Below are 23437 nucleotides of genomic sequence, written 5' to 3' on the forward strand. Positions count from 1 at the left end.
AGCATGCGCACGCCCAGTTGTCTGGCGTAGTGGATAACTACACTGACGCCCACTCATGTCTCGTTACACGGGGGAATCGATGGAACCGATACTCAAGCTAGACAGCGCCCGGCTGCTGATGCGGCAGTGGCGCGACGATGACTTGCCAGCATTCGCCGAGATGTGCGCGGACCCGAGCGTGATGCGTTATTTCCCCGAACCGCTGAGCCGTCTTGAAAGCGCCGCCATGATCGGACGGTTACGTGGTCATTTTGCCGAATTGGGCTTCGGGTTTTGGGCGCTGGAGCGTAAGGATACCGGCGAATTCATCGGTTTTACCGGTCTGCATGTTGTGGGTTTCAAGGCACCTTTTACGCCGGCCGTGGAAATCGGCTGGCGGCTGGCTTATGACCACTGGGGCCTGGGCTTTGCCAGCGAGGCGGCATGGACCGCGCTGGGCTGTGGTTTCGAGCGCCTGAATTTGAAGGAGATCGTGTCGTTTACCGCGGTCAATAATCAGCCGTCGCAAAAAGTTATGCAGGCAATCGGTATGCAGCAGGATGAGTCCGGCAACTTCGATCATCCCAATCTGGATGACGGCCATCCGCTCAAGCCGCACGTGCTGTACCGGATCAGCCATGAGCAGTGGCTCAGGACGCTGAAGCCTTGATCAGGGTGTAGATTGAATTAAGCCAACCATCTTAAATCTGTATCATTCCATTCCAGTGGGATGGGCCAGAGGCCTGTCGGAAAATGCAGCGACTGCCGTTGCCGTAAAAGTGCAGAGTCGATGTGCAAGAGGAGTGAGAATGAGCCAAGTGCTGGATGATCTGGTTGAGTTGCTGACGCTGGAAGCCATTGAAGAGAATCTTTTTCGCGGCCGCAGCCAGGACCTGGGTTTTCGCCAGCTGTTTGGCGGTCAGGTGCTGGGGCAGTCGTTGTCTGCCGCCAGTCAGACCGTCGAAGAGGATCGCCACGTTCACTCGCTGCACGGCTATTTTCTGCGCCCTGGCGATGCAGGCCTGCCGGTGGTCTATCAAGTGGACCGCGTGCGCGACGGCGGCAGTTTCAGCACGCGCCGTGTGACTGCCATTCAGAAGGGCAAGCCGATTTTCACGTGCAGCGCCTCTTTTCAGTACGACGAAGAGGGCTTTGAGCACCAGGCGTCGATGCCGCAGATTGTCGGTCCGGAAAACCTGCCGTCCGAGCTAGAGCTGCTGACGGGCCGAGCACACCTGATCCCCGAAGCGATGCACGACAAGTTTCTGCGCCCCAAACCGATTCAGTTCCGCCCCGTGACATCCGAAGACCCGTACGATCCCAAGCCAGGCGAGCCGGTGAAGTACGTGTGGTTTCGCGCCGATGGCAGCCTGTCGGACATGCAGGCGCTGCATCGTTACATGCTGGCTTATGCCTCCGACTTCAACCTGCTGACCACTTCGTTACGGCCGCATGGCAAGACGGTCTGGCAGCGCGATATGCAGGTCGCCAGCCTCGATCACTCGCTGTGGTTCCACAACGACCTGCGCACCGATGACTGGCTGCTCTATGCAATGGACAGTCCCTGGGCAGGCAACTCCCGCGGTTTCTCACGCGGCAGTATCTTCAACCGCGCCGGGCAACTGGTTGCATCGGTCAGCCAGGAAGGGCTGATCCGCCATCGCAAGGATTGGGCATGACACTCGACGGCATACAGCACTGGGTGTTTGACATGGATGGCACCCTGACCATCCCGGTCCACGACTTCCCGGCAATCAAGCGTGAACTGGGCATCCTTCAGGACGACGACATTCTGTGGCATCTTGCCGCGTTGCCCGCTGAGGAATCGGCGGCCAAACACGCCTGGCTGCTTGAGCACGAGCGCGATCTGGCGCTGGCTTCGCAGCCTGCCGAGGGCGCGGTCGAGCTGGTTCGTGAGTTGTCGGCGCGCGGCTATCGGTTGGGAATACTGACCCGCAACGCTCAAGAGCTCGCGTACATCACCTTGAAAGCCATCGGCCTCGCTGACTGCTTTGCTGTCGAGGATGTACTGGGCCGCGACGAAGCGACCCCCAAGCCGGATCCGGCGGGTTTGCTGACGCTGGCCGCTCGCTGGAGTGTCGAGCCGGAGAAGATGGTCATGATCGGCGACTACATGCATGACCTGAACTGCGGCCGTGCGGCGGGCGCCAAGACTGTTCTGGTCAACCTGAAGGACAACCCCTGGCCGGAGCTGACTGACTGGCATGCGGAGGATTGCACAGTGCTGCGCGGGATGTTGGGGTGATCTGGGCTGCCTACCGTGCCAATGCGGAGCGCTCACCGTTATCCACAAGTGTTTGTGGGAGCGACCGGGGCGGCGATCCGCATTGCTCGCGAAGACGGTATTTCAGTCGATGCATTTTCGACGATTATGTTGACCCTTTCGCGAACAAGTTCGCTCCCACGGCCTCCGGCCAGAATCAAAAGCGGACTTGTATGTAGCGTTGAACGCGGAGCGTGGGGACGATAGTTATATCCCTATCACTCAAAACGGCTTGAACAGCACCGCCTGGCCTTCCGGTGAAGTGAAGATCCCGTCGCCGTTGTGGCCGACTTTCGGCACGATCACCAGACGCTGGTTCAGCCCTTCCGGGTGACGCTTCTGCAGATAGTTGAAGTAGTTCTGTCCGCGAATCAGGCGGTAGGGACCTTGCGCTTCGGCGGCACAGGTCTTGTCCAGCGCCGGGTGGTTGCGGTCGGTGTCCAGCTCGCCCATCAGGTAAGTGATGTCGCGCTTCACGTAATTCTTCTCGATGTCAGCCGGCTTTTCCTTTCCCGAATAGAACGGCATCTTGTTCAGACCGTATTTCCACTCGTCGAAATCAGGGCAGCTCTGCGCCGTTACCGGTTCAGGCCGCTCTGCGTCGAAATAGGCATAGGACGACGGGTTGGCAATCACATAACGCAGCTTCACGCCTTCCCGCTGCAGCAGAGCATCTTCCTTGCCGCCGATCATCGCGTAGCGCTGCACCACCTGGGCACCACCGGAATGCCCGGCAATGACCACTTCTTTGAGATTCGGGAACAGCTTGCTGTCGCTCAGACGCTTGAGGATATGGTCCAGGACCAGAAACGAACTGACGGGCTTGGGATTGGTGGCGGTTGCGCCTTCCATCCAGCTGTTCTGGCGCCAGCGCAGAATCGACTCCGGCAGGTGATGCGCGACAATGTCCTTCTCATCCAGAAATTGCGGGGCGATCAGCAAGGTCTTGCTGCGCTCTTTGGATTGATTGGCAGCACGTTCGATGCTGCGCAGGTAGGTTTGCGCATTACGCAGGCGGCCGTGCAGCACGATCACCGCGCGCTCGATCTTCGGCTTGGGGTGTACCCATTCCTGGCTAAGCCCCAGTGTCGCCTCTGCACCATTGATGGCCAGGCGATCCGGACTGATAGACGTAACCGCTTGATCCTCGGCATGCGCCCCGAGGCTCGCGAAGGCAGTGCTCAACAACAGGACCAGAAGCGGTTTAATCATGTGTTCAGAGACTCTTGGCGGCGAATGTATCGCATTGATTGATTTGGCCTTGGGCAAAGCCTGCCTTGAACCAGCGTACACGCTGGGCAGACGTCCCATGAGTAAAGGAGTCCGGAGCGACTCGACCACTGCTTTGCTGTTGCAAGCGATCATCGCCGATAGCGTTGGCCGCATTCAATGCCTCTTCAATATCACCCGGCTCAAGCCAGTTCAAACGATTTTGTGCGTTGTACGCCCAAACACCTGCAAAGCAGTCCGCCTGAAGCTCCTGGCGGACCAGTAAACCGTTGGCACCTTCCATTTTTTGCCCGGCCTGACGAGCCTTGTCGACCTTGGCAGAAATGCCCAGCAGGGTCTGCACATGGTGCCCGACTTCGTGGGCAATCACGTAAGCCTGGGCGAAGTCTCCAGCGGCGGAAAAGCGTTGGGCCATTTCGCGGAAGAAGTCCATGTCCAGATAGACCTGCTGGTCAGCCGGGCAGTAGAACGGGCCGGTCGCCGAGGTGGCGCGACCGCAAGCCGAGTTGACCTGGCCGCTGAACAGCACCAGCGTCGGGTCCTTGTACTCGCGACCGTTCTGAGCAAACACAGCACGCCAGGTGTCTTCGGTATCGCCGAGGATGCTGCGCACGAATTCGGCTTGCTGGTCGTTGGCCGGTGGCGCCTGACGCGTTTGCGCGCTGGGTGGAGCGCTTTGCTCGGTGCCTTGCCCGGTCAGTTGCCCGAGAATCTGCATCGGGTCCTGACCGGTCAGCAGGCCGATGGCAACGATGATCACAATGCCGCCCAGGCCCAGCCCCTTGCCACCGATGCGCATGCCACCGCCGCCGCCACTGCTGCCGCCATCGCGCGCATCGACTACGTTGTCGCTACGTCGGCCTTTTTTCCAGAGCATGTCGGATCCCTCTTCTTTTCGTGCAATGAGTGTCGCTGCTGATACAGGTCTGCGCCAGTCTGGCGGTCCGGCCAGCGTGTGCAGGATGCGAGGGTATAGAGGTGCGAGAGAGCCGATTGGTTCGGGAAGTCCGTGTCTAGCTTTTCACGGGCTGCGCCTGCAACATGTCAGGCGGCGACGCATCGGCAAAACGGTCGACCTGCCGCAGTGATTTGAAGCACGTCATCCATGCGCCGACCACGCCCAATGTGCAGACGCCACCCATGATTGCCGCAGGTATGGCGCCGACCAGCGAGGCGCTGGTGCCTGCGCGAAACTCGCCCAGCTCATTGGATGAACCGATAAACAGCATGTTCACGGCATTGACCCGGCCGCGCATGTTGTCCGGCGTCGAAAACTGCACCAGCGCAGAGCGAATGAACACGCTGACCATGTCCGCCGCGCCCGCGACCAGCAGGGCCGGGCACGACAGCCAGAACAGTGTCGACAGTGCAAACACCAGATTCGCTACGCCGAACAGGCCGACGGCAATAAACATGGTCATGCCGACGTTGCGCTGCAGCGGGTGCATGCTCAGGTAAATACCGACGCCCAGCTCGCCCAGGCTCATCGACGCACGCAGCATGCCCAGCCCTTGGGGGCCCAGATTCAGCACTTCATGGGCGTAAATCGGCAGCAGCGCCACCACGCCGCCGAGCAGCACGGCGAACAGGTCCAGCGAAATGGTGCCGAGGATGATCGGTCGCGAGCGGATGAAGGCAATTCCCGCGGTGAACCGGCCCCAGGCGCTGGAGCCAAGTTCCACTGGCTTGCCGGCAAAGGGCGTCGCTACAGGGGCCAGAAACAGGATGCCAGCTATGAATGCTGCCACGCAGACTGAATACGTCAGTTCTGCGCCGCCCAGCCAATACAGATAGCCGCCGATCAGCGGGCCGCCAACGGTCGAACAGCGCATGATCACACTGTTGGTGGCAATGGCCGAAGGCAGTTGGTCACGCGGGACAATCTGTGGCAGCAGGCTTTGCAGGGCCGGGCCGGTGAAGGCGCGGGCGCAGCCGTATAGCATCAGCGCGGCGTAGATAAGCCGCAGGTCTTGCAGCTTGAGGGCCGAAAACACAAACAGAATGGTGCCGCAGAACGCCTGCACGCCCCAACTGATCATCAGGATGACCTTGCGGTTGTAGCGGTCGATCAGGTCCCCGGCAGGCATCAACAGCAGCAACATGGGAATAAACTGAGCAAGGCCGACATACGCCAGTGCCATTGGCTCGCGGGTCATGTCATAGACCTGCCAGGCGACCACCACTGCCTGAATCTGCATGGCAAACACAGCCATCAGGCGCGAGAGGATAAAACTGACGAAACCGGGCTGGCTGGACAACTTGACCGGGGCAGGGGAGGCGGAAGACTCAGAGCTCAAGAAAGGGATCCCATTGAAGCGGCTAATTCACGTTTTCGGTTTATACCTTAGCGTATCGATAGGAAGCTAATAAATATTCTGACAGTTTCGCCGTGACGGGTATGAAAGAATCTGCGCCGCGCCGCATGTACAGGATAGGACGCGGAGCGTCCGGAACGGCATGCGACGCAGAGCGCCGCACGATAGTCGAGATAATCGTTCCTCACGTTCCAGCTTGGGAATGCCTTGGGTGACGCTCCGCGTCGCACGATAGTGGCGTCCGGGGAGCTTCAACGGCGAACCAGCAGTACACCCGATTCCATGTGGTGGGTGTACGGAAACTGGTCGAACAGGGCGCAGCGCTCGACCCGGTGGGTGTCGTGCAACTGGCCGATGTTGGCGGCCAGGGTTTCCGGGTTGCAGGAGATGTACAAAATGCGCTCGAAGCGGCGCGTCAGTTCGCAGGTGTCCGGGTCCATGCCGGCGCGTGGCGGGTCGACGAAGACGCTGCCGAAGTCGTAGCTCTTCAGGTCCACACCGTGCAGACGGCGGAACGGGCGCACTTCATTAAGGGCTTCGGTCAGTTCTTCGGCTGACAGGCGCACCAGCGTGACGTTGTCCACGCCGTTGTCATCCAGGTTGCTCAGCGCCGCGTTGACCGAGGTCTTGCTGATTTCGGTCGCCAGCACCTTGCGCACGCGGGTGGCCAGCGGCAGGGTGAAGTTGCCATTGCCGCAGTACAACTCCAGCAGGTCGTCTTGCCGCTCGCCCAGCGCATCAAAGGCCCAGTTGAGCATCTTGCCGTTCACCGTGCCGTTGGGCTGGGTGAAAGCGCCTTCCGGTTGGCGGTAGCTGAAGGTGTGGCCAGCCACGTCGAGCTTCTCGGTCACGTAGTCCTGGCCGATGATCAGCTTCTGGCCCTTGGAACGACCGATCAGGCTCACGTTCAGCTCAGCCGCCAATTGCTCGGCAGCGGCTTGCCATTCAGCGTCCAGCGGGCGGTGATAGCACATGGTGATCATCGCATCACCCGCCAGCGTGGTCAGGAAGTCCACCTGAAACAGCTTGTGATTCAACGTCGGGCTGGCTTCCCAGCGCTCGCGCAGCACCGGCATCAGCGCGTTGATGCGCTCGCTGGCGATCGGCAGGCCTTCCAGCAGGATCGGTGTCCTGTTGTCGCCCGGCGCGAACATCGCGTAATAACGCTTTTGGTCTTCGCGCCACAGGCGAAATTCGGCGCGCAGCCGATAGTACTCGCGCGGTGAATCAAACACCTGCGGCTCAGGTGCATCGAACGGCGCCAGCAACTCGCGCAGGCGAACGGTTTTTTCTTCGAGCTGACGGTCGTAGCTCGCAGGGTCGAAAGGAACACTCATGCGTTGAGCCAGCCCAGCTTGATCACGAACAGGATCGACAGGATCACCAGCGCGGAATTCAGCTCGCGCCAGCGTCCTGACAACAGCTTGATCGCTGTCCAGGAAATGAAACCAAAGGCAATGCCGTTGGCAATGGAGTAGGTGAACGGCATCGCCAGAGCGGTAATCACCACCGGCGCTGCGACGGTGATGTCGTCCCAGTCGATTTCAGCCATGCCGGACGCCATCAGCACGGCGACGAACAGCAGCGCCGGTGCGGTGGCAAAGGCGGGCACGCTGCCGGCCAGCGGGGCGAAGAACAGCGCCAGCAGGAACAGCACGGCGACCACTACGGCGGTAAGACCGGTGCGGCCACCCGCGCTGACGCCCGCAGCCGACTCGATGTAGCTGGTGGTGGTCGAGGTGCCCAGCAGGGAACCGGCCATCGCGGCAGTACTGTCGGCGATCAGCGCACGGCCCATTTTCGGCATGTGCCCGTCCTTGCCCATCAGCCCGGCGCGTTTGGCCACGCCGATCAGGGTGCCGGAGTTATCGAAAATATCGACGAACAGGAAGGCGAAGATGATGCTCACCAGACCAACGTCCAGCGCGCCCATGATGTCCAGCTGCATGAAGGTCGGTGCCAGCGAAGGCGGCATCGACACCACACCTCCAAACGGCGTGAAGCCCAGCACGATGGACACCAGGGTGACCGCGAGGATGCCGATCAGCACCGCGCCGCGCACTTTGAGGTGGTCCAGCGCCACGATCAGAAAGAAGCCCAGGGTAGCCAGCACCGGAGCAGGCTGCTTGAGGTCGCCCATGCCAATGATGGTGGCCGGGTTGCTGACCACGATTCCGGCGTTATGCAGGGCGATCAGTGCCAGAAACAGGCCGATACCAGCGGCAATGGCCGAACGCAGGGGCAGAGGGATGCTGTTGATGATCCATTCACGGATGCGAAAGATCGACAGAATGAAGAACATCACCGCCGAGATGAACACTGCACCCAGCGCGACCTGCCAGCTGTGACCCATGTGCAGGACCACGGTGTAGGTAAAGAAGGCGTTCAGGCCCATGCCCGGTGCGAGGGCGATCGGGTAGTTGGCGATCAGCCCCATCACCGTCGAGCCGATGGCGGCTGCCAGGCAGGTGGCGACGAATACCGCGCCCTTGTCCATGCCGGTTTCGCCGAGGATGCTCGGGTTGACGAACAGGATGTAGGCCATCGCCAGGAAAGTCGTGACGCCCGCGAGAATCTCGGTCCGCACGTTGGTGTTGTGTGCCTTGAGTTGAAACAGCCTTTCCAGCATGTCTGGCTCTCCGTGACGCGGCGCGCGTCGTGAATGATCGACTCCAACAGCAAAGCACAGACTGCGAGGCAGCCCGTTTGATTTCTGCGGGTCGGAAAAAGCCGCGCATCATACCAGCAGCGGGTCAGGATGGCTGCCTGTGGATAAGGGCCTTTCGATGACAAGTGCGCTCATCAAGAAAGCCTGAACGTTGCAAACCTCACGAAGTCCGACCCCTTAAGACGCATAAAAATGCGCTAAGCGAACGCCTACCGTGAGGTTTCCATGAGTGCAACGACCCCGAACCCGAAGGATTTCGCGACCCACGCGATTTCTCTTACCCTGAACGGGCAGCAGCGCCAGCTGGACGTGCTGCCCTGGACCACCCTGCTGGATCTGCTGCGTGATCAGCTCGACCTGGTCGGCACCAAGAAAGGCTGCGACCACGGCCAGTGTGGTGCATGTACCGTACTGCGTGACGGTACGCGCATCAATGCCTGCCTGACGTTGGCGATCATGTGCGACGGCGCCGAACTGACCACCATTGAAGGTCTTGCCGACGGCGATCAGTTGCATCCAATGCAGCAGGCGTTCATCAAGAACGATGCGTTCCAGTGTGGCTATTGCACGCCCGGGCAGATCTGCTCGGCTGTCGGGCTGGCCAACGAGGGGCGCGCCAGCACGCGTGCCGAGATCCAGGAACTGATGAGCGGTAACCTGTGCCGCTGCGGTGCGTACAGCAATATTCTTGCGGCGGTCGAAGAGGCCTTGCCACAGTTTCACAATGCAGCGCCGAAGCCGGAGGTGAACGCATGAATCCGTTTACCTACAGCAAGCCGACCGACATCACCGCAGCGGTCAACCTGAGCGGGCCTGCCACGCGTTTCATTGCTGGCGGCACCAACCTGCTCGACCTGATGAAAGAAAACGTCGCAACGCCTGAACATTTGATCGATATCACCGGCCTGCCATTAAGGAAGGTCAGCGAAACGGCTTCTGGCGGACTGATGATCGGCGCCCTGGTGAGTAATGCCGACCTGGCGTATCACCCGTTGATCGAGGCACGGTACCCGTTGCTGAGCAAAGCCGTCCTGGCCGGTGCCTCGCCACAGTTGCGCAATATGGCCAGCACTGGCGGCAACCTGTTGCAACGGACCCGTTGCTATTACTTCTATGACACCGGTGTGCCGTGCAACAAGCGTGAACCGGGCAGCGGCTGCCCGGCGCGTGAAGGTCTGAACCGTATTCACGCAATCCTCGGTGCCAGTGACGAATGTGTCGCCACGCATCCATCCGACATGTGCGTGGCCCTTGCTGCGCTGGAGGCTGTGGTGCATGTCGAAGGACGTGCCGGTCGCCGCACCATCGAGTTCGCGGATTTCCACCGCCTGCCGGGTGATGCGCCGCAACGCGACAACCAATTGGCCGATGATGAGTTGATCATCGCGGTCGAGCTGCCTGCACAGGGCTTTGCCAGTCACAACGCTTATCTGAAGATTCGTGATCGCGCATCCTATGCGTTTGCCCTGATATCGGTCGCTGCTGCCATTGATCTGGACGGTGACGTGGTACGCGACGTGCGTCTGGCGCTGGGTGGCGTCGCGCACAAGCCGTGGCGCGACAAAGCGGTCGAGGCATTGTTGATCGGTAAACCGGTCACTCGCGAGCACTTCGCCGCTGTGGCAGACGCCATGCTTGAAGATGCCAGGCCTCTGGAGCACAACGGTTTCAAAGTCAGGCTGGCCCGCCGCGCGATCATTCGCGCCTTGAGCGATGCCGCAACAGGAGGAAGCGCCCGATGAACCAGCCATTTTCGCCAATGGGCAAGCCGGTAGACCGCGTCGACGGCCGACTGAAAGTGACAGGCGGCGCGCGCTACGCCGGTGAGTACCCTGAAGAAGGGCTGCTGTATGCCAGCGTGGTCTCCAGCACCATCGCCAACGGTCGCGTCGTCAGCATCGATACCAGCGAGGCGTTGAAAGTCGCGGGTGTCGTCGCCGTCATCGACCATACCAATCGTCCTTCAGTGGCCAGCTACGACGAAAACTACGAAGACGCTGACTCGGCCGACGGTTCGCCGTTTCGGCCTTTTTACAACGACAACGTTATGTACAGCGGCCAGCCGCTTGCGCTGGTCGTTGCCGATACGCTGGAGCTGGCACGGCACGCCGGTTCGCTGGTGCGTATCGAATATGAACAGCAGGCTCACGAGACCGATTTGCAGGTCATGCTCGACACTGCCCATGACGCGCCTGCCGAACTGCCGCCGCCGCGTGGCAACTTCGAGGGTGAGCTGGCCAGTTCTGCGCTCAGCGTTGACGTGACCTACAGCACGCCCAGCGAATACCACAACCCGATGGAACCGCATGCTTCCACCGTCCTGTATCAGGCTGACGGCAGCCTGCAGATTCACGACAAGACCCAGGGCACGCAGAACTGTCAGGACTACCTGCATAAGGTCTTCGGTCTGGAAAAGGACAAGATCCGCGTGCTGGCAGCCTTCGTCGGCGGTGCCTTCGGTTCAGGCCTGCGCCCGCAATATCAGCTGCCATTGGCGGTGATGGCGGCGTTGCATCTGAAGCGCTCGGTGCGCCTGACCCTGACCCGACAACAGATGTTCACCTTCGGCTATCGCCCGCGCACCGTGCAGCGCTTGCGTCTGGGGGCGGCTGCCAACGGTCGTCTGCTGGCCATTGGGCATGAAGCCATCGGCCAGACTTCGCGATTCGAGGACTTCAGCGAGCATGTTGTTGAGTGGAGCGGCATGCTCTATCACTGCGATAACGTGCAACTGACCTACAAGCTGGTGCCGCTGGACGTGTTTACGCCGTTGGATATGCGTGCGCCGGGCGCTGCATTGGGCATGATCGGTCTGGAGTGCGCCATGGACGAGCTGGCCTGTGCGCTGGCCATCGACCCTGTGCGCCTGCGCCTGACCAATTACGCCGAACGCAACGGTAATGAAGACAAACCTTACTCCAGCAAAGAGCTGCGCGAGTGCTATCGCCAGGGCGCCGAGCGTTTTGGTTGGGAAAGTCGCAACCCCGAGCCGCGCAGCATGCGTCAAGGTCGCCAACTGGTCGGCTGGGGCATGGCGGGCGGTGTCTGGGAAGCCATGCAGATGAAAGCCAGCGCCAAGGCGCGTCTTGAGGCTGATGGCAGTTTAGTAGTCAGCAGTGCCACGACTGACATCGGTACGGGTACGTACACTGTGATGACGCAGATCGCTGCTGAAGCCTCGGGCATCGATGTGCAGAATGTCACCTTTCTACTGGGTGACTCTTCGTTGCCGACCGCGCCTTTGCAGGGCGGCTCGTTTACTGTGTCTTCAGTGGGTACAGCGGTGCAGCAGGCGTGTCAGGCCCTGCAGCGTCAGGTGCTGGAAGTTGCCAAAGGGCTTCATCCGCAGTTCGCATCTGCCACGCCGGATGAGGTGCGTTTCGAAGCGGGCAAGCTGTATGTGGGCGAGCAGGCGCTGTCGATGGCAGAGCTGGCTGCCTTTCAAGCCAGTGGTGCGATTGAAGTGCAAGTTGATGCCGAGCCGGACAAGAAGCGTGAAGCCTACGCAGCGGCGACGCACTCGGCGGTATTCGTCGAAGTGCTGGTCGACGAGGACCTGGGTACGATCAAGGTCAATCGCGTGGTCAGTGCCGTGGCAGCGGGCCGGGTGGTTAACCCGAAGATGGCGCGTAGCCAGATTCTGGGCGGTGTTGTTTGGGGGATGGGCATGGCGCTTCAGGAAGAGGCGATGCTTGATCACACCTTGGGTCGCCCGATGAACCACAGCCTGGCCGAGTACCATATTCCGGTTAACGCTGATATCGGCGACATTGACGTGCTTTTTGTCGAAGAACACGACGAGATCGTCAACGCGCTGGGTTCCAAAGGCGTCGGCGAGATCGGCATCGTGGGCGTACCGGCAGCGATTGCCAACGCGATCTACCACGCCACCGGCAAGCGGATCCGCGAGTTTCCGATCACGCTGGACAAGTTGTTGTAATCGCGCGCGCAAATCCAACTGCTTATCGTGCCAACGCCCTGCGTTGGCATGCGGTTCTGGACGCTCTGCGTCCTCTTGCGTAGGTGGTGCGGCGCAGGTGTGACGCGGAGCTTTACGAACGGCATTCTCACGCTAGAGCGTGAGGAGCGGTGGGCGTCTGCAAGTGCTCTACCGGTGAGACAACTCGCCACGCGACAATAGACCACACGACTTTAGCGGCTGAACAGGACTACTCTTTCATGGTCGATTGATCTGCATCATTGCGTTCAGGCAGTGATCAGTGCTTCGGCCAGCGTTTTCGCCATCGGAAACGCCAGAATAAAGAAACATAAGCACTCATTACCGTGGGAGCAATCGTTGTTGGCTCACAGCCAGCAGCAGGTTTCATCTGAGAGAGGAACATATTATGTTCGGTTTAGAGGCTATAGATCTCGCCCGAATTCAGTTCGCATTCACCATTTCGTTTCACATCCTGTTTCCTGCCATCACTATTGGTCTGGCAAGTTACCTGGCTGTGCTCGAAGGTCTGTGGCTGAAGACCCGCGATGACATCTACCGTGACCTGTACCACTTCTGGTCGAAGATCTTTGCCGTCAACTTCGGCATGGGCGTGGTCTCCGGGCTGGTCATGGCCTATCAATTCGGCACCAACTGGAGCCGCTTCTCCGATTTTGCAGGTGCTGTTACCGGCCCGCTGCTGACCTACGAGGTACTGACCGCCTTCTTCCTTGAAGCGGGTTTCCTCGGCGTCATGCTGTTCGGCTGGAACCGTGTCGGCCGTAAGCTGCACTTCTTTTCCACGGTGATGGTTGCCATTGGTACGCTGATCTCCACGTTCTGGATTCTGTCGTCCAACAGCTGGATGCAGACGCCGCAAGGTTTCGAGATCATCGACGGCCGTGTCATTCCGACCGACTGGTTCGCAGTGGTGTTCAACCCCTCGTTCCCGTACCGCCTGACGCACATGGCGATTGCCGCATTCGTGGCCACTGCGTTCTTCGTCGGTTCATCGGCTGCCTGGCACCTGTTGCGCGGTCGCGATACACCCGCCGTACGCAAAATGCTTTCGATGGCCATGTGGATGGCCTTGCTGGTTGCACCTATTCAGGCAGTGGTCGGTGACTTCCACGGTCTGAATACGCTCAAGCATCAGCCGGCGAAGATCGCCGCCATTGAAGGCCACTGGGAAAACGTCGGTGACGAACCGACCCCGCTGATCCTGTTCGGCATTCCCGACATGAAGGAAGAGCGTACCAAGTACGCGGTGGAAATTCCGTACCTGGGCAGCCTGATCCTGACCCACAGCCTCGACAAGCAGGTGCCGGCGCTCAAGGAGTTCAAGCCTGAGGATCGCCCTAATTCGACAATCGTATTCTGGTCGTTCCGGGTCATGGTCGCCCTCGGCATGCTGATGATCTTCACCGGCCTGTGGAGCCTGTGGCTGCGCAAGCGCGGCACGCTGTATAACTCGCGTCCGTTCCTGTACCTGGCGCTGTGGATGGGGCCGTCTGGCCTTATCGCGATTCTCGCCGGCTGGTTTACTACCGAAATCGGTCGTCAGCCGTGGGTCGTGTATGGCCTGATGCGCACCGCCGATGCATCGTCCGGCCACAGCGTGGCGCAGATGAGCATCACTCTGGTGCTGTTCGTGGTCGTGTATTTCGTGCTGTTCGGTGCAGGTCTTGGCTACATGATGCGCCTGGTTCGCAAGGGGCCAAAAGCCTATGTCGAACATGTGCCTCACGGTGGTCCCGGCCAACAACGCACTCCGGCCCGTCCGCTCTCCGCTGCTGTTGAAGGCGAAGAAGATGGCGACCATCCTGACCGTCTCGGCAAGGGGATTTAAGCCATGGGTATCGATCTTCCGCTGATCTGGGCCATCATCATCGTCTTCGGCATCATGATGTACGTGGTGATGGACGGCTTCGATCTGGGCATCGGGATTCTCTTCCCGTTCATGAAAGACAGTTCCGACCGTGACGTGATGATGAATACCGTCGCGCCGGTCTGGGACGGCAACGAGACCTGGCTGGTGCTGGGCGGTGCGGCACTGTTCGGTGCATTCCCGCTGGCCTACTCGGTGGTCTTGTCTGCGCTGTACCTGCCGCTGATGTTCATGCTCATGGGCCTGATCTTTCGCGGCGTGGCGTTCGAGTTTCGCTTCAAGGCGACCGAACAGAAACGCCACCTCTGGGACAAGGCGTTCATTGGCGGTTCGCTGGCTGCAACCTTCTTTCAGGGCGTGGCGCTGGGCGCCTACATCGAAGGAATTCCGGTGGTCAATCGTCAGTTCGCTGGCGGTTCACTGGACTGGCTCGCGCCGTTTCCGATGTTCTGCGGCCTGGCCCTGATTGTCGCCTATGCGCTGCTGGGCTGTACCTGGCTGATCATGAAAACCGAAGGTTCGCTGCAGAAGGCGATGCATGATCTGGCCCGCCCTCTGGCACTGGCTGTGCTGGCGGTCATGGCGGTGGTCAGCCTGTGGACGCCGCTGGCTCACGCGGACATTGCCCATCGCTGGTTCAGCATGCCCAATCTACTGTGGTTCATGCCCGTGCCGGTTCTGGTGCTGGTGACCATGTACGGTTTGTTCAAGGCTGTCGCCCGCAATGCCCACTACACGCCGTTCCTGCTGACCCTGTTGCTGATATTTCTGGGTTACAGCGGGCTTGGCATCAGCCTGTGGCCAAACATCATTCCGCCTTCGGTATCGATCTGGGCAGCCGCCGCGCCGCCGCAGAGCCAGGGCTTCATGCTGGTGGGCACACTGTTCATCATTCCGTTCATCCTGGGCTACACCTTCTGGAGCTACTACGTGTTCCGCGGCAAGGTGACGGCTGCAGACGGTTATCACTAGTTCGAACCGAGGAGATTGACGATGTCTGGTAAAAATTCCATGCACGATCCTGATCCGGCACTGAGCAAACCGCTCTGGCAACGCCTGGCCTGGCTGGTCGGGATCTGGGCGGGCAGCGTATTTGCGCTGTTTATCGTAGCCAGCCTGATGCGCATGTTCATGAGCGCAGCGGGCCTGACGACACACTGATTGCTAATTCCCGTTCGTGTCTGCGGACACGTTTTGCGACCCTCTTGCCACCCGCTGGCAAGAGGGTCTTTTTTTGCGCCGTGGATTACTTGCGTGCTTTCAGGATCACGAATTTCGGCGTGGCCGCCACTTGCTCGACACCGCGGAACAGGCGCGACAGCTTGGTGTGATAACCCAGGTGACGGTTGCCGACGATATACAGCGCGCCGCCGTTAACCAGTGCGGCACGCGCCTGGAGGAACATGCGCCAGGCAAGAAAATCTCCCACCACCTGTTGCTGATGGAAGGGCGGGTTGCACAGCACCACATCCAGCGAGTCGGGCTCCTGAGTGTCCAGCCCGTCGGCTGCCCGAACTGCCACCGCACGTTCGCCCAGCGTTGCGCGCCAGTTCTCGGTGGCCGATTGCACGGCCATGAACGACTCGTCGACCAGCGTGTAGTGCGCCTGCGGGTTGTCCAGCGCGCTGGCAATAGCCAGCACGCCGTTGCCGCATCCCAGGTCGGCGACCCTTGCGGTGCCGAGGTTTTTCGGCAGATAAGGCAGGAATGCCCGGGTACCGATGTCCAGCCCGTCGCGGCAAAATACATTGGCGTGGTTGAGCAGTTCGATGGCCGGCTCGTCCAGACGGTAACGGGTCGGGTAGGGCGAAGTCCGCACTTCCATGGGCTGCGGCGTGGCGAACAGCAGCCGGGCTTTTTTCACCGCCAGTGAGGCCTGCACCGGCCCTACGTATTCCTCCAGCAGGTCGCCAGCCGAACGTGGCAAATGCTTGACCATGGCTGCCGCGACCACGCGAGCCCCCGGTGCCAGTTGACCCTGCAGGCGTATCAGTTGTTCTTCCAGCAGCGCCAGGGTCTTCGGCACCCGGATCAGCACCCAGTCGAATGGCCCGTTCAAGGGCTCGCTGGCCGGGATGTGTGGTACCGCGTCATAGCTCATGCCATTGCGTGCCAGGTTCTTTTCCAGACCTTTTGCAGCCAGGAAAGAGTCGGTGCTGCTGACCACCGTGGCATGAGACGCCAGACTCGCCGCCAGTGCGCCGAAACTGTCATTGAGCACCAGCACCCGGCTTTGCAGGCTCAGTCCGGTTTCTGCAACATGATTGAGCAGGTACTCGTCAGCAGCATCGAATGCCTGCAACGGCTCATCCTGTTGCTCGGGTTGGCGAATGAGATCAAGTTCAGCGAAAGGACTGATGAGCAGGGGCATTGGCGGGAGAACTCTGTGCAATCGAAAGTATGTCAGTGAGCCCGAAGACAGGTGGGCTCGCCGAGGCAGACGATTTTACGTATTTTTTCGTTTTCATACCTGTTTGATTGCGGTTCGGCTGCGTGCTTTATCAGAACATCCCGCTCAGTGCGGCCTGTACGGCAGCAGCCGTCTTGTTGCAAACGCCCATTTTCTGAATGGCGCTGGCAATGTGAAAGTGGATGGTGCGCTCCTTCAGGCAGAGAATCATTGCGATATCGCCAGCTGTCTTGCCTTCGGCGGACCACTTGAGGACTTCAATTTCTCTCTGAGTCAGGTTTTTTGCTGGCGAGGGCTGTGAAAATTTTATTTCCATTGTGTTCATGTAGCCTCCTTGCAGTACGTGTCCAGACCTTGCTGTTCGTTTATCCAGTCTAGGAACAAAAACACCGCAAACTGCGCCTGCGCGCATTACCCGGACGGATGGGCTGATGGCACTTGGCAGCGTGTTATCGGCCTTTTGGCTGGAACCCCTGTGCAAGAGAGGTCGCGGCAATTTGCCCTGTAGAGGTTCGGTCAGGTATTTGCGGACTCAAGAACCAAATACTCTAAGCCGCAGCGCTGCTGACCGGGTAATTCACCACAAACAGCCGGTGTTTATCGGACCCGCTTTGCGGGACACTGGGTTCTGCTTTTCATATTCAGGAGTTCAAAGCACACCATGACCGTCAGTGACGACAAATTCACCCGACAGACACTGCAGCGTGTCACGCCGCTGACCAGCAACCTGTTCACCCTGCGCACCACGCGCGACCCTGGTTTTCGCTTTCGGGCAGGACAGTTTGCGCGCCTCGGTGTGACCAAGGCCGACGGCACCACCGTATGGCGGGCCTACTCGATGGTGTCTTCACCGCACGACGAGTTTCTGGAGTTTTTTTCCATCGTGGTGCCGGATGGCGAATTCACCAGCGAACTGAGTCGTCTGCGCGAAGGCGACGAATTGATGGTGGAAAAACTGGCGTTTGGTTATTTGACCCTGGACCGTTTTGTCGATGGCCGTGACCTCTGGCTGTTATCCACAGGTACAGGTGTCGCGCCGTTTCTGTCGATCCTTCAGGATTTCGAGGTCTGGGAGAAGTTCGAGCGGGTGATTCTGGTGTACAGCGTTCGTGAGTCCCGCGAACTGGCCTATCAGCAGTTGATTGGCGAACTGATGCAGCGTGAATATCTGGCTGAATACGCAGACAAGTTCCTGTTTCTACCGACTGTGACCCGCGAACAGCATCCGGGCGCACTAAGTGGCCGCATTACGCAGTTGATTGAAAACGGCGAGCTTGAGCGCGCGGCAGGCATCGCACTGACACCTGAGCATTCCCGGGTAATGCTGTGCGGCAACCCGCAGATGATCGACGACACACGTGCACTGCTCAAACAGCGTGACATGCGCCTGAGCCTGTCACGCAAGCCGGGGCAGGTTGCGGTGGAGACGTATTGGTAAGTGGGGAAGGCAGAACGCTCTGCGTCATACCTCATTGATGCGGCACGATGTTATGTCTTGCACGTATTCAGTGCTTATAGACGCGCTTTTTTATCACGATGGCACTGACGACGCAGAGTGCGACGTTAGTGACGGCTGAGTCCTGGCGCTGATCCGGGGGTAGCCTGGCAGGACGCCAGGCTAGCCGCACCGGGCCATGGATGGCCCGTTGCGGCGACCCCCGGATTAGTGACAGGGCGAAGGAACCCGACGAAGTCGGGCCGGAAACAGGAGCGAGGGGCTTTGGTTACTTTGGCCCCATCAAAGTAACTCGCCGAGGGGCGAAAAGGTGACTCGAGTCGAGCCTGAATCTCACTGAATCGCAGAACTGTGTGACGCGGAGCGTCACGAAATGCATTACCACGCGGAGCGTGGGAACGAGAATCAAGTAATGACTCTCCCCGCGCTAAAGGCTGGACGCAGAGCGTCTGGAAATGCATCCCCACGCGGAGCGTGGGGACGATAGTCAGCAGGTCCAGGCCTTATTCGATCAAAGCGGACGCGTAGGGTCTACAGTGACTGGCGCGGCCGGTTTGTTCTGTTCCTTGAGCAGGTCACGAATCTCGCTCAGCAGCACTTCCTGCTTGGAAGGCGTTGGTGGCAGGGTCGGTGCCTTGGCTTCTTCGCGCTTGAGGCGGTTGATGGCCTTGACGCCCATGAAGATCGCGAACGCGACGATAATAAAGTCGATAACCGTCTGGATGAACTTGCCATAAGCCAGCAGCACTGCCGGTGCCGTACCTTGCGCAGGGCGCAGGGTGATGGCCAGGTCACTGAAGTCCACGCCGCCGATCAGCAAGCCTAACGGTGGCATGATCACATCGCCGACGAACGACGAAACGATCTTGCCGAATGCCGCGCCAATGATGATACCGACGGCCATATCGACCACGTTACCTTTGACCGCGAAGGCCTTGAACTCGCTAAGTACGCTCATGGGTAATTCCTTGTTACAGATAAAAGTGATCCGGGAGAGTGTAGTCCAGCCTTACAGTTGTCGTCCGTTCTACGTTCAATCGACCGGAGCGGCTTGTGTAAGTTTTATCCGGTTTTGAAAGTCATGGTTCGCTGCGCAGGTAACTGCTGGCGCAACCTGCGTTATCATGGGCGTTTTTTACGACTGGGGTTGTCATGGCCAAGGCCAAACGCTTGTACGGCTGCACCGAGTGCGGCGCGACATTTCCCAAGTGGGCGGGCCAGTGCAGCGAATGCGGTGCCTGGAACACACTGGTCGAAACGATGATTGAGAGTGGCGCTGCTGCGCCGCCCACCGGGCGTACCGGCTGGACCGGTTCACAGGCGCAAATCAGAACCCTGGCAGAAGTCAGTGTCGAAGAGATTCCGCGCTTCTCCACCAACTCCACCGAGCTCGACCGAGTGCTGGGCGGCGGGCTGGTTGACGGCTCGGTGGTGCTGATTGGCGGCGACCCCGGCATCGGCAAGTCGACAATTCTGTTGCAGACACTGTGCAATATCGCCCAGCGCATGCCCGCGCTGTATGTCACCGGCGAGGAATCCCAGCAGCAGGTGGCCATGCGTGCCCGACGCCTAGGGCTGCCGCAGGACAAGCTGCGCGTCATGACTGAAACCTGTATCGAAACCATCATTGCCACTGCCAAGGTCGAGAAGCCCAAGGTCATGGTGATCGATTCGATCCAGACGATTTTCACCGAACAGTTGCAGTCAGCACCGGGCGGCGTGTCGCAGGTTCGCGAAAGCGCGGCCTTGCTGGTGCGCTACGCCAAACAGAGCGGCACGGCGATCTTTCTGGTTGGTCACGTCACTAAAGAGGGCGCGCTTGCCGGCCCGCGTGTGCTTGAGCACATGGTCGACACCGTATTGTATTTCGAGGGCGAGTCGGATGGCCGTCTGCGTCTGCTGCGGGCGGTGAAGAATCGCTTCGGCGCGGTGAACGAACTGGGCGTGTTCGGCATGACCGACAAGGGCCTGAAAGAAGTCTCCAACCCGTCGGCGATTTTTCTCACCCGTGCTCAGGAAGAAGTGCCGGGCAGTGTGGTCATGGCCACCTGGGAAGGCACGCGGCCGATGCTGGTGGAGGTTCAGGCGCTGGTGGACGACAGCCACATGTCCAACCCGCGTCGTGTAACGCTGGGTCTGGACCAGAACCGTCTGGCCATGCTCCTGGCGGTCCTGCATCGACATGGCGGTATTCCGACTCACGATCAGGACGTGTTTCTCAACGTAGTGGGCGGTGTGAAAGTGCTGGAAACCGCATCCGACCTGGCCTTGATGGCTGCGGTGATGTCCAGCCTGCGCAATCGTCCGCTGCCGCATGACTTGCTGGTGTTTGGCGAAGTGGGGCTGTCGGGTGAGGTCAGGCCGGTGCCCAGCGGCCAGGAGCGCCTCAAGGAAGCCGCCAAGCATGGCTTCAAGCGGGCCATCGTACCTAAAGGCAATGCGCCGAAGGAAGCGCCACCCGGTTTGCAGATCATTGCCGTCACGCGTCTGGAGCAGGCACTGGATGCGTTGTTCGAATAACCTCGCCCCGAGGATTATCCCTGCAGTTCGATCAAGGCTGCCAGTTCCCGATCCAGTTCCTCGGGGTCTGCGAGGTTCAATTCGACCAGCCGCTTCAGGTGGCTGATTGACTCCAGCCCTATGTGCCGGCAAACGAATCCCAATTGGCGGCTGTTGTCATGGGTGATTTTGACACCCATTTTTACGTGGGCGTCGTTGCTTAGAATGATGTCGACTTCAAAGGGCTGCGTCTGATCACTGTTCCACGGATCAGGCCGCTCGATGAGCAACCCTTTCAGGGAAAGATCGACCAGTTGAACCTTCCAGGTCTGATCGCCTTGCTTCAAATCGGTTTTGGCGTCGAAGGCAATGCGCTTGAAACGACGGCGATCTGCAGGTGAGTCGGTCATCGAATGAACTCTCTTGTTGACCGCCACCGGAGGTCAGCGGGCAGGTCGTTATCTGATCAATTCTGTTGTTCCTGCACGATAGACCTGAAAGCCATTACAGAACAGTTCCGCATCACTGTTTTGTGATCCGGCAACCATCTGTCGAGGCCATTCCAGCCCTCTATGCCGGGTATCTGCCGCAATTGATCAAATTTCGCTCTAGACCATGGTTGGGGGTGGTCTTTCGCTGATCCGGCGCTAAACTCGGACTGCTTGCCTTCTAGTCAACTCTGCTGGAATAAAAAATGAAAAATAATAATAGTCTGATGCGCCATGTTCCCTGGCTCATCGTTGCAATTGTCGGGGCATGTGCCCTTGGGGTCGTGGCCTTGCGTCGCGGAGAAGCGATCAACGCTTTGTGGATAGTGGTCGCTGCGGTGGCTATCTATCTGGTTGCCTATCGTTACTACAGTCTGTTCATTGCCACCCATGTCATGCAGCTCGATCCGCTGCGCGCGACACCGGCGGTGGTCAACAACGATGGTCTGGACTACGTGCCGACCAACAAACACATCCTTTTCGGTCATCACTTTGCTGCCATCGCCGGTGCAGGCCCGCTGGTCGGCCCGGTACTGGCCGCGCAAATGGGTTATCTGCCCGGTACGCTCTGGCTGATCGCCGGTGTGGTGCTGGCCGGTGCGGTACAGGATTTCATGATCCTGTTCCTCTCCACGCGCCGTAACGGTCGCTCGCTGGGCGACATGGTTCGCGAGGAAATGGGCCGTATTCCCGGCACCATCGCCCTGTTCGGCTGTTTCCTGATCATGATCATCATCCTGGCGGTGCTGGCGCTGATCGTGGTCAAGGCCTTGGCCGAGAGCCCGTGGGGCATGTTCACGGTCATGGCGACGATCCCGATCGCGATGTTCATGGGCATCTATATGCGCTACATCCGCCCGGGTCGTATCGGTGAAATCTCCATTATCGGTGTCATTCTGCTACTCGGTTCGATCTGGGTCGGCGGCATGGTAGCGGCCGATCCGACCTGGGGGCCGATGTTCACCTTCACCGGCGTGCAGATCACCTGGATGTTGGTGGGCTATGGTTTTGTAGCAGCAATGCTGCCGGTCTGGCTGCTGCTTGCGCCACGTGACTACCTGTCGACCTTCCTGAAAATCGGCACCATTCTGGCACTGGCAATCGGCATCCTGATTCTGGCTCCCGAGCTGAAAATGCCGGCCCTGACCCAGTTCACCAACGGCACAGGCCCGGTCTGGAAGGGCGCACTGTTCCCGTTCCTGTTCATCACTATCGCTTGCGGTGCGGTATCGGGTTTCCACGCGCTGATCTCTTCGGGCACCACGCCCAAGCTGCTGGATAACGAAAAGAACGCTCGTTACATCGGTTACGGCGGCATGCTGATGGAGTCGTTCGTGGCCATCATGGCAATGGTTGCCGCCTCGGTGATCGAGCCAGGCGTGTACTTCGCTATGAACAGCCCGGCTGCGGTGGTTGGCAGTGACGTGGTGACTGTCGCGCAGACTGTCTCCAGCTGGGGCTTTGCCATCACGCCGGAGCAATTGACTGCTGTTGCGAAAGACATCGGTGAAAACACTGTGCTGGCGCGTGCCGGTGGTGCGCCGACGCTGGCGGTTGGTATCGCGCAGATCCTCCATCAGGTGCTGCCGGGTGAAAACACCATGGCGTTCTGGTACCACTTCGCGATTCTGTTCGAGGCGCTGTTCATTCTGACCGCAGTCGACGCCGGTACACGAGCCGGACGCTTCATGCTGCAGGATCTGCTGGGCAGTTTCGTTCCGGCTTTGAAACGCACCGAGTCGTGGACGGCCAACGCCATCGGCACCGGTGGTTGCGTGGCGCTGTGGGGCTATCTTCTGTACCAAGGCGTAATCGACCCGCTGGGCGGCATCAATACCCTGTGGCCGCTGTTCGGCATCTCCAACCAGATGCTCGCCGGTATTGCCCTGATGCTGGCCAGCGTCGTGCTGATCAAGATGAAGCGTCAGCGCTATGTGTGGGTGACCATGCTGCCTGCCACCTGGCTGCTGATCTGCACCGTGACGGCTGGTCTGATCAAGCTGTTCGACGCCAATCCTGCGGTGGGCTTTCTGGCCCTGGCCAAGAAATACAGCGCGGCGGCGGATGCCGGCCAGATCCTGGCCCCGGCCAAGACCATGGACCAGATGCAGCATGTGATCTTCAACGCTTACACCAATGCCGGGCTGACCGTGCTGTTCCTGTTCGTGGTGTTCAGCATTCTGTTCTACGCCCTTAAAGTAGGCCGTGCGGCGTGGACCACCAAGGCGCGTACCGACAAGGAAGCTCCTTACCAGGCCATGCCGCCAGCGTCGCAGGTGTGAT

General features: G+C 59.6%; 21 protein-coding genes. 12 read left to right on the plus strand and 9 right to left on the minus strand.

Features of this window, described 5'->3' with window-relative positions:
* Positions 1-79 precede the first annotated feature (79 nt).
* From AC4ANK_RS05750 to AC4ANK_RS05760, 3 genes are all read left to right on the plus strand, one after another.
* A complete protein-coding gene (locus AC4ANK_RS05750; RefSeq protein WP_460383431.1) occupies positions 80-649 on the plus strand; it encodes a GNAT family N-acetyltransferase in 570 nt (189 codons plus the stop codon).
* A 139-nt stretch (positions 650-788) separates the two neighbouring features.
* Positions 789-1658 (plus strand): acyl-CoA thioesterase II, encoded by an 870-nt coding sequence (gene tesB / locus AC4ANK_RS05755; protein WP_005733652.1) that lies wholly within the window; start codon positions 789-791, stop codon positions 1656-1658.
* The gene (locus AC4ANK_RS05760; RefSeq protein WP_031596697.1) at positions 1655-2245 is read left to right on the plus strand and encodes an HAD family hydrolase; all 591 of its coding nucleotides are present in this window, start codon (positions 1655-1657) and stop codon (positions 2243-2245) included. Before tesB ends, AC4ANK_RS05760 begins: the two co-directional genes overlap by 4 nt.
* Positions 2246-2485: 240 nt before the next feature.
* Here the strand turns inward: AC4ANK_RS05760 and AC4ANK_RS05765 are convergent, their stop codons facing one another.
* From AC4ANK_RS05765 to AC4ANK_RS05785, 5 genes are all read right to left on the minus strand, one after another.
* Positions 2486-3475 carry a hypothetical protein gene (locus AC4ANK_RS05765; protein WP_002555249.1) on the minus strand — a complete coding sequence of 330 codons (990 nt, stop codon included), beginning with the start codon at positions 3473-3475 and terminating at the stop codon, positions 2486-2488.
* Between the two features lie 4 nt (positions 3476-3479).
* On the minus strand, positions 3480-4370 hold the full coding sequence (ypfJ, locus tag AC4ANK_RS05770; RefSeq protein ID WP_002555248.1) for a KPN_02809 family neutral zinc metallopeptidase: 891 nt from the start codon (positions 4368-4370) through the stop codon (positions 3480-3482).
* Between the two features lie 136 nt (positions 4371-4506).
* Positions 4507-5790, minus strand: coding sequence for an MFS transporter (locus AC4ANK_RS05775; protein ID WP_002555247.1), 1284 nt, complete (start codon positions 5788-5790; stop codon positions 4507-4509).
* Between the two features lie 269 nt (positions 5791-6059).
* Positions 6060-7145 (minus strand): tRNA (uridine(54)-C5)-methyltransferase TrmA, encoded by a 1086-nt coding sequence (gene trmA / locus AC4ANK_RS05780; RefSeq protein WP_460383427.1) that lies wholly within the window; start codon positions 7143-7145, stop codon positions 6060-6062.
* On the minus strand, positions 7142-8437 hold the full coding sequence (locus AC4ANK_RS05785) for an NCS2 family permease (protein WP_002555245.1): 1296 nt from the start codon (positions 8435-8437) through the stop codon (positions 7142-7144). Before AC4ANK_RS05785 ends, trmA begins: the two co-directional genes overlap by 4 nt.
* A gap of 264 nt (positions 8438-8701) precedes the next feature.
* On the opposite strand from AC4ANK_RS05785, the gene AC4ANK_RS05790 reads away from it, so the two are divergent.
* The 6 genes from AC4ANK_RS05790 to AC4ANK_RS05815 all read left to right on the plus strand — a co-directional run bounded on the left by AC4ANK_RS05790 (position 8702) and on the right by AC4ANK_RS05815 (position 15462).
* A complete protein-coding gene (locus AC4ANK_RS05790) occupies positions 8702-9232 on the plus strand; it encodes a (2Fe-2S)-binding protein (RefSeq protein WP_002555244.1) in 531 nt (176 codons plus the stop codon).
* Positions 9229-10218 carry an FAD binding domain-containing protein gene (locus tag AC4ANK_RS05795; RefSeq protein WP_002555243.1) on the plus strand — a complete coding sequence of 330 codons (990 nt, stop codon included), beginning with the start codon at positions 9229-9231 and terminating at the stop codon, positions 10216-10218. Before AC4ANK_RS05790 ends, AC4ANK_RS05795 begins: the two co-directional genes overlap by 4 nt.
* Positions 10215-12416: a xanthine dehydrogenase family protein molybdopterin-binding subunit gene (locus AC4ANK_RS05800; protein WP_002555242.1), complete on the plus strand. Its 2202-nt coding sequence runs from the start codon at positions 10215-10217 to the stop codon at positions 12414-12416. Before AC4ANK_RS05795 ends, AC4ANK_RS05800 begins: the two co-directional genes overlap by 4 nt.
* 406 nt (positions 12417-12822) lie before the next feature.
* On the plus strand, positions 12823-14262 hold the full coding sequence (locus AC4ANK_RS05805; RefSeq protein WP_002555241.1) for a cytochrome ubiquinol oxidase subunit I: 1440 nt from the start codon (positions 12823-12825) through the stop codon (positions 14260-14262).
* Positions 14263-14265: 3 nt separating this feature from the next.
* Positions 14266-15273 (plus strand): cytochrome d ubiquinol oxidase subunit II, encoded by a 1008-nt coding sequence (gene cydB / locus AC4ANK_RS05810; RefSeq protein WP_002555240.1) that lies wholly within the window; start codon positions 14266-14268, stop codon positions 15271-15273.
* A 21-nt stretch (positions 15274-15294) separates the two neighbouring features.
* Positions 15295-15462: a DUF2474 domain-containing protein gene (locus AC4ANK_RS05815; protein ID WP_002555239.1), complete on the plus strand. Its 168-nt coding sequence runs from the start codon at positions 15295-15297 to the stop codon at positions 15460-15462.
* 85 nt (positions 15463-15547) lie between these two features.
* Here AC4ANK_RS05815 and AC4ANK_RS05820 read toward each other — a convergent pair whose 3' ends face one another.
* Positions 15548-16672 (minus strand): methyltransferase, encoded by a 1125-nt coding sequence (locus AC4ANK_RS05820; RefSeq protein ID WP_002555238.1) that lies wholly within the window; start codon positions 16670-16672, stop codon positions 15548-15550.
* 130 nt (positions 16673-16802) lie between these two features.
* Positions 16803-17036 carry a helix-turn-helix domain-containing protein gene (locus AC4ANK_RS05825; protein ID WP_005745352.1) on the minus strand — a complete coding sequence of 78 codons (234 nt, stop codon included), beginning with the start codon at positions 17034-17036 and terminating at the stop codon, positions 16803-16805.
* Positions 17037-17372: 336 nt separating this feature from the next.
* Between AC4ANK_RS05825 and AC4ANK_RS05830 the strand changes: the two genes are divergently transcribed.
* Positions 17373-18149, plus strand: a complete 777-nt coding sequence (locus AC4ANK_RS05830) for a ferredoxin--NADP reductase (protein WP_002555237.1) — start codon at positions 17373-17375, stop codon at positions 18147-18149.
* 529 nt (positions 18150-18678) lie between these two features.
* Here AC4ANK_RS05830 and mscL read toward each other — a convergent pair.
* Complete coding sequence (gene mscL, locus AC4ANK_RS05835; RefSeq protein WP_002555236.1) at positions 18679-19125, minus strand: large-conductance mechanosensitive channel protein MscL; 447 nt, start codon at positions 19123-19125, stop codon at positions 18679-18681.
* Positions 19126-19319: 194 nt separating this feature from the next.
* Here mscL and radA point away from each other — a divergent pair, with 194 nt between their 5' ends.
* A complete protein-coding gene (gene radA / locus AC4ANK_RS05840; protein WP_002555235.1) occupies positions 19320-20687 on the plus strand; it encodes a DNA repair protein RadA in 1368 nt (455 codons plus the stop codon).
* A 14-nt stretch (positions 20688-20701) separates the two neighbouring features.
* Here the strand turns inward: radA and AC4ANK_RS05845 are convergent, their stop codons facing one another.
* A complete protein-coding gene (locus tag AC4ANK_RS05845) occupies positions 20702-21076 on the minus strand; it encodes a PilZ domain-containing protein (protein WP_002555234.1) in 375 nt (124 codons plus the stop codon).
* A 284-nt stretch (positions 21077-21360) separates the two neighbouring features.
* Between AC4ANK_RS05845 and AC4ANK_RS05850 the strand changes: the two genes are divergently transcribed.
* Positions 21361-23436 carry a carbon starvation CstA family protein gene (locus tag AC4ANK_RS05850; RefSeq protein WP_002555233.1) on the plus strand — a complete coding sequence of 692 codons (2076 nt, stop codon included), beginning with the start codon at positions 21361-21363 and terminating at the stop codon, positions 23434-23436.
* The last annotated feature ends 1 nt before the right edge of the window (position 23437 follow it).

The sequence above is a fragment of the Pseudomonas sp. Pmew2 genome (assembly GCF_058129885.1).

Excerpts from the sequence above, each read along its gene's own strand:
- AC4ANK_RS05750 (WP_460383431.1), top strand. The coding sequence starts at position 80 with ATGGAACCGATACTCAAGCTAGACAGCGCCCGGCTGCTGATGCGGCAG.
- tesB (WP_005733652.1), top strand. The coding sequence starts at position 789 with ATGAGCCAAGTGCTGGATGATCTGGTTGAGTTGCTGACGCTGGAAGCC.
- AC4ANK_RS05760 (WP_031596697.1), top strand. The coding sequence starts at position 1,655 with ATGACACTCGACGGCATACAGCACTGGGTGTTTGACATGGATGGCACC.
- AC4ANK_RS05765 (WP_002555249.1), bottom strand. The coding sequence starts at position 3,475 with ATGATTAAACCGCTTCTGGTCCTGTTGTTGAGCACTGCCTTCGCGAGC.
- ypfJ (WP_002555248.1), bottom strand. The coding sequence starts at position 4,370 with ATGCTCTGGAAAAAAGGCCGACGTAGCGACAACGTAGTCGATGCGCGC.
- trmA (WP_460383427.1), bottom strand. The coding sequence starts at position 7,145 with ATGAGTGTTCCTTTCGACCCTGCGAGCTACGACCGTCAGCTCGAAGAA.
- AC4ANK_RS05785 (WP_002555245.1), bottom strand. The coding sequence starts at position 8,437 with ATGCTGGAAAGGCTGTTTCAACTCAAGGCACACAACACCAACGTGCGG.
- AC4ANK_RS05790 (WP_002555244.1), top strand. The coding sequence starts at position 8,702 with ATGAGTGCAACGACCCCGAACCCGAAGGATTTCGCGACCCACGCGATT.
- AC4ANK_RS05795 (WP_002555243.1), top strand. The coding sequence starts at position 9,229 with ATGAATCCGTTTACCTACAGCAAGCCGACCGACATCACCGCAGCGGTC.
- AC4ANK_RS05800 (WP_002555242.1), top strand. The coding sequence starts at position 10,215 with ATGAACCAGCCATTTTCGCCAATGGGCAAGCCGGTAGACCGCGTCGAC.
- AC4ANK_RS05805 (WP_002555241.1), top strand. The coding sequence starts at position 12,823 with ATGTTCGGTTTAGAGGCTATAGATCTCGCCCGAATTCAGTTCGCATTC.
- cydB (WP_002555240.1), top strand. The coding sequence starts at position 14,266 with ATGGGTATCGATCTTCCGCTGATCTGGGCCATCATCATCGTCTTCGGC.
- AC4ANK_RS05815 (WP_002555239.1), top strand. The coding sequence starts at position 15,295 with ATGTCTGGTAAAAATTCCATGCACGATCCTGATCCGGCACTGAGCAAA.
- AC4ANK_RS05820 (WP_002555238.1), bottom strand. The coding sequence starts at position 16,672 with ATGCCCCTGCTCATCAGTCCTTTCGCTGAACTTGATCTCATTCGCCAA.
- AC4ANK_RS05825 (WP_005745352.1), bottom strand. The coding sequence starts at position 17,036 with ATGAACACAATGGAAATAAAATTTTCACAGCCCTCGCCAGCAAAAAAC.
- AC4ANK_RS05830 (WP_002555237.1), top strand. The coding sequence starts at position 17,373 with ATGACCGTCAGTGACGACAAATTCACCCGACAGACACTGCAGCGTGTC.
- mscL (WP_002555236.1), bottom strand. The coding sequence starts at position 19,125 with ATGAGCGTACTTAGCGAGTTCAAGGCCTTCGCGGTCAAAGGTAACGTG.
- radA (WP_002555235.1), top strand. The coding sequence starts at position 19,320 with ATGGCCAAGGCCAAACGCTTGTACGGCTGCACCGAGTGCGGCGCGACA.
- AC4ANK_RS05845 (WP_002555234.1), bottom strand. The coding sequence starts at position 21,076 with ATGACCGACTCACCTGCAGATCGCCGTCGTTTCAAGCGCATTGCCTTC.
- AC4ANK_RS05850 (WP_002555233.1), top strand. The coding sequence starts at position 21,361 with ATGAAAAATAATAATAGTCTGATGCGCCATGTTCCCTGGCTCATCGTT.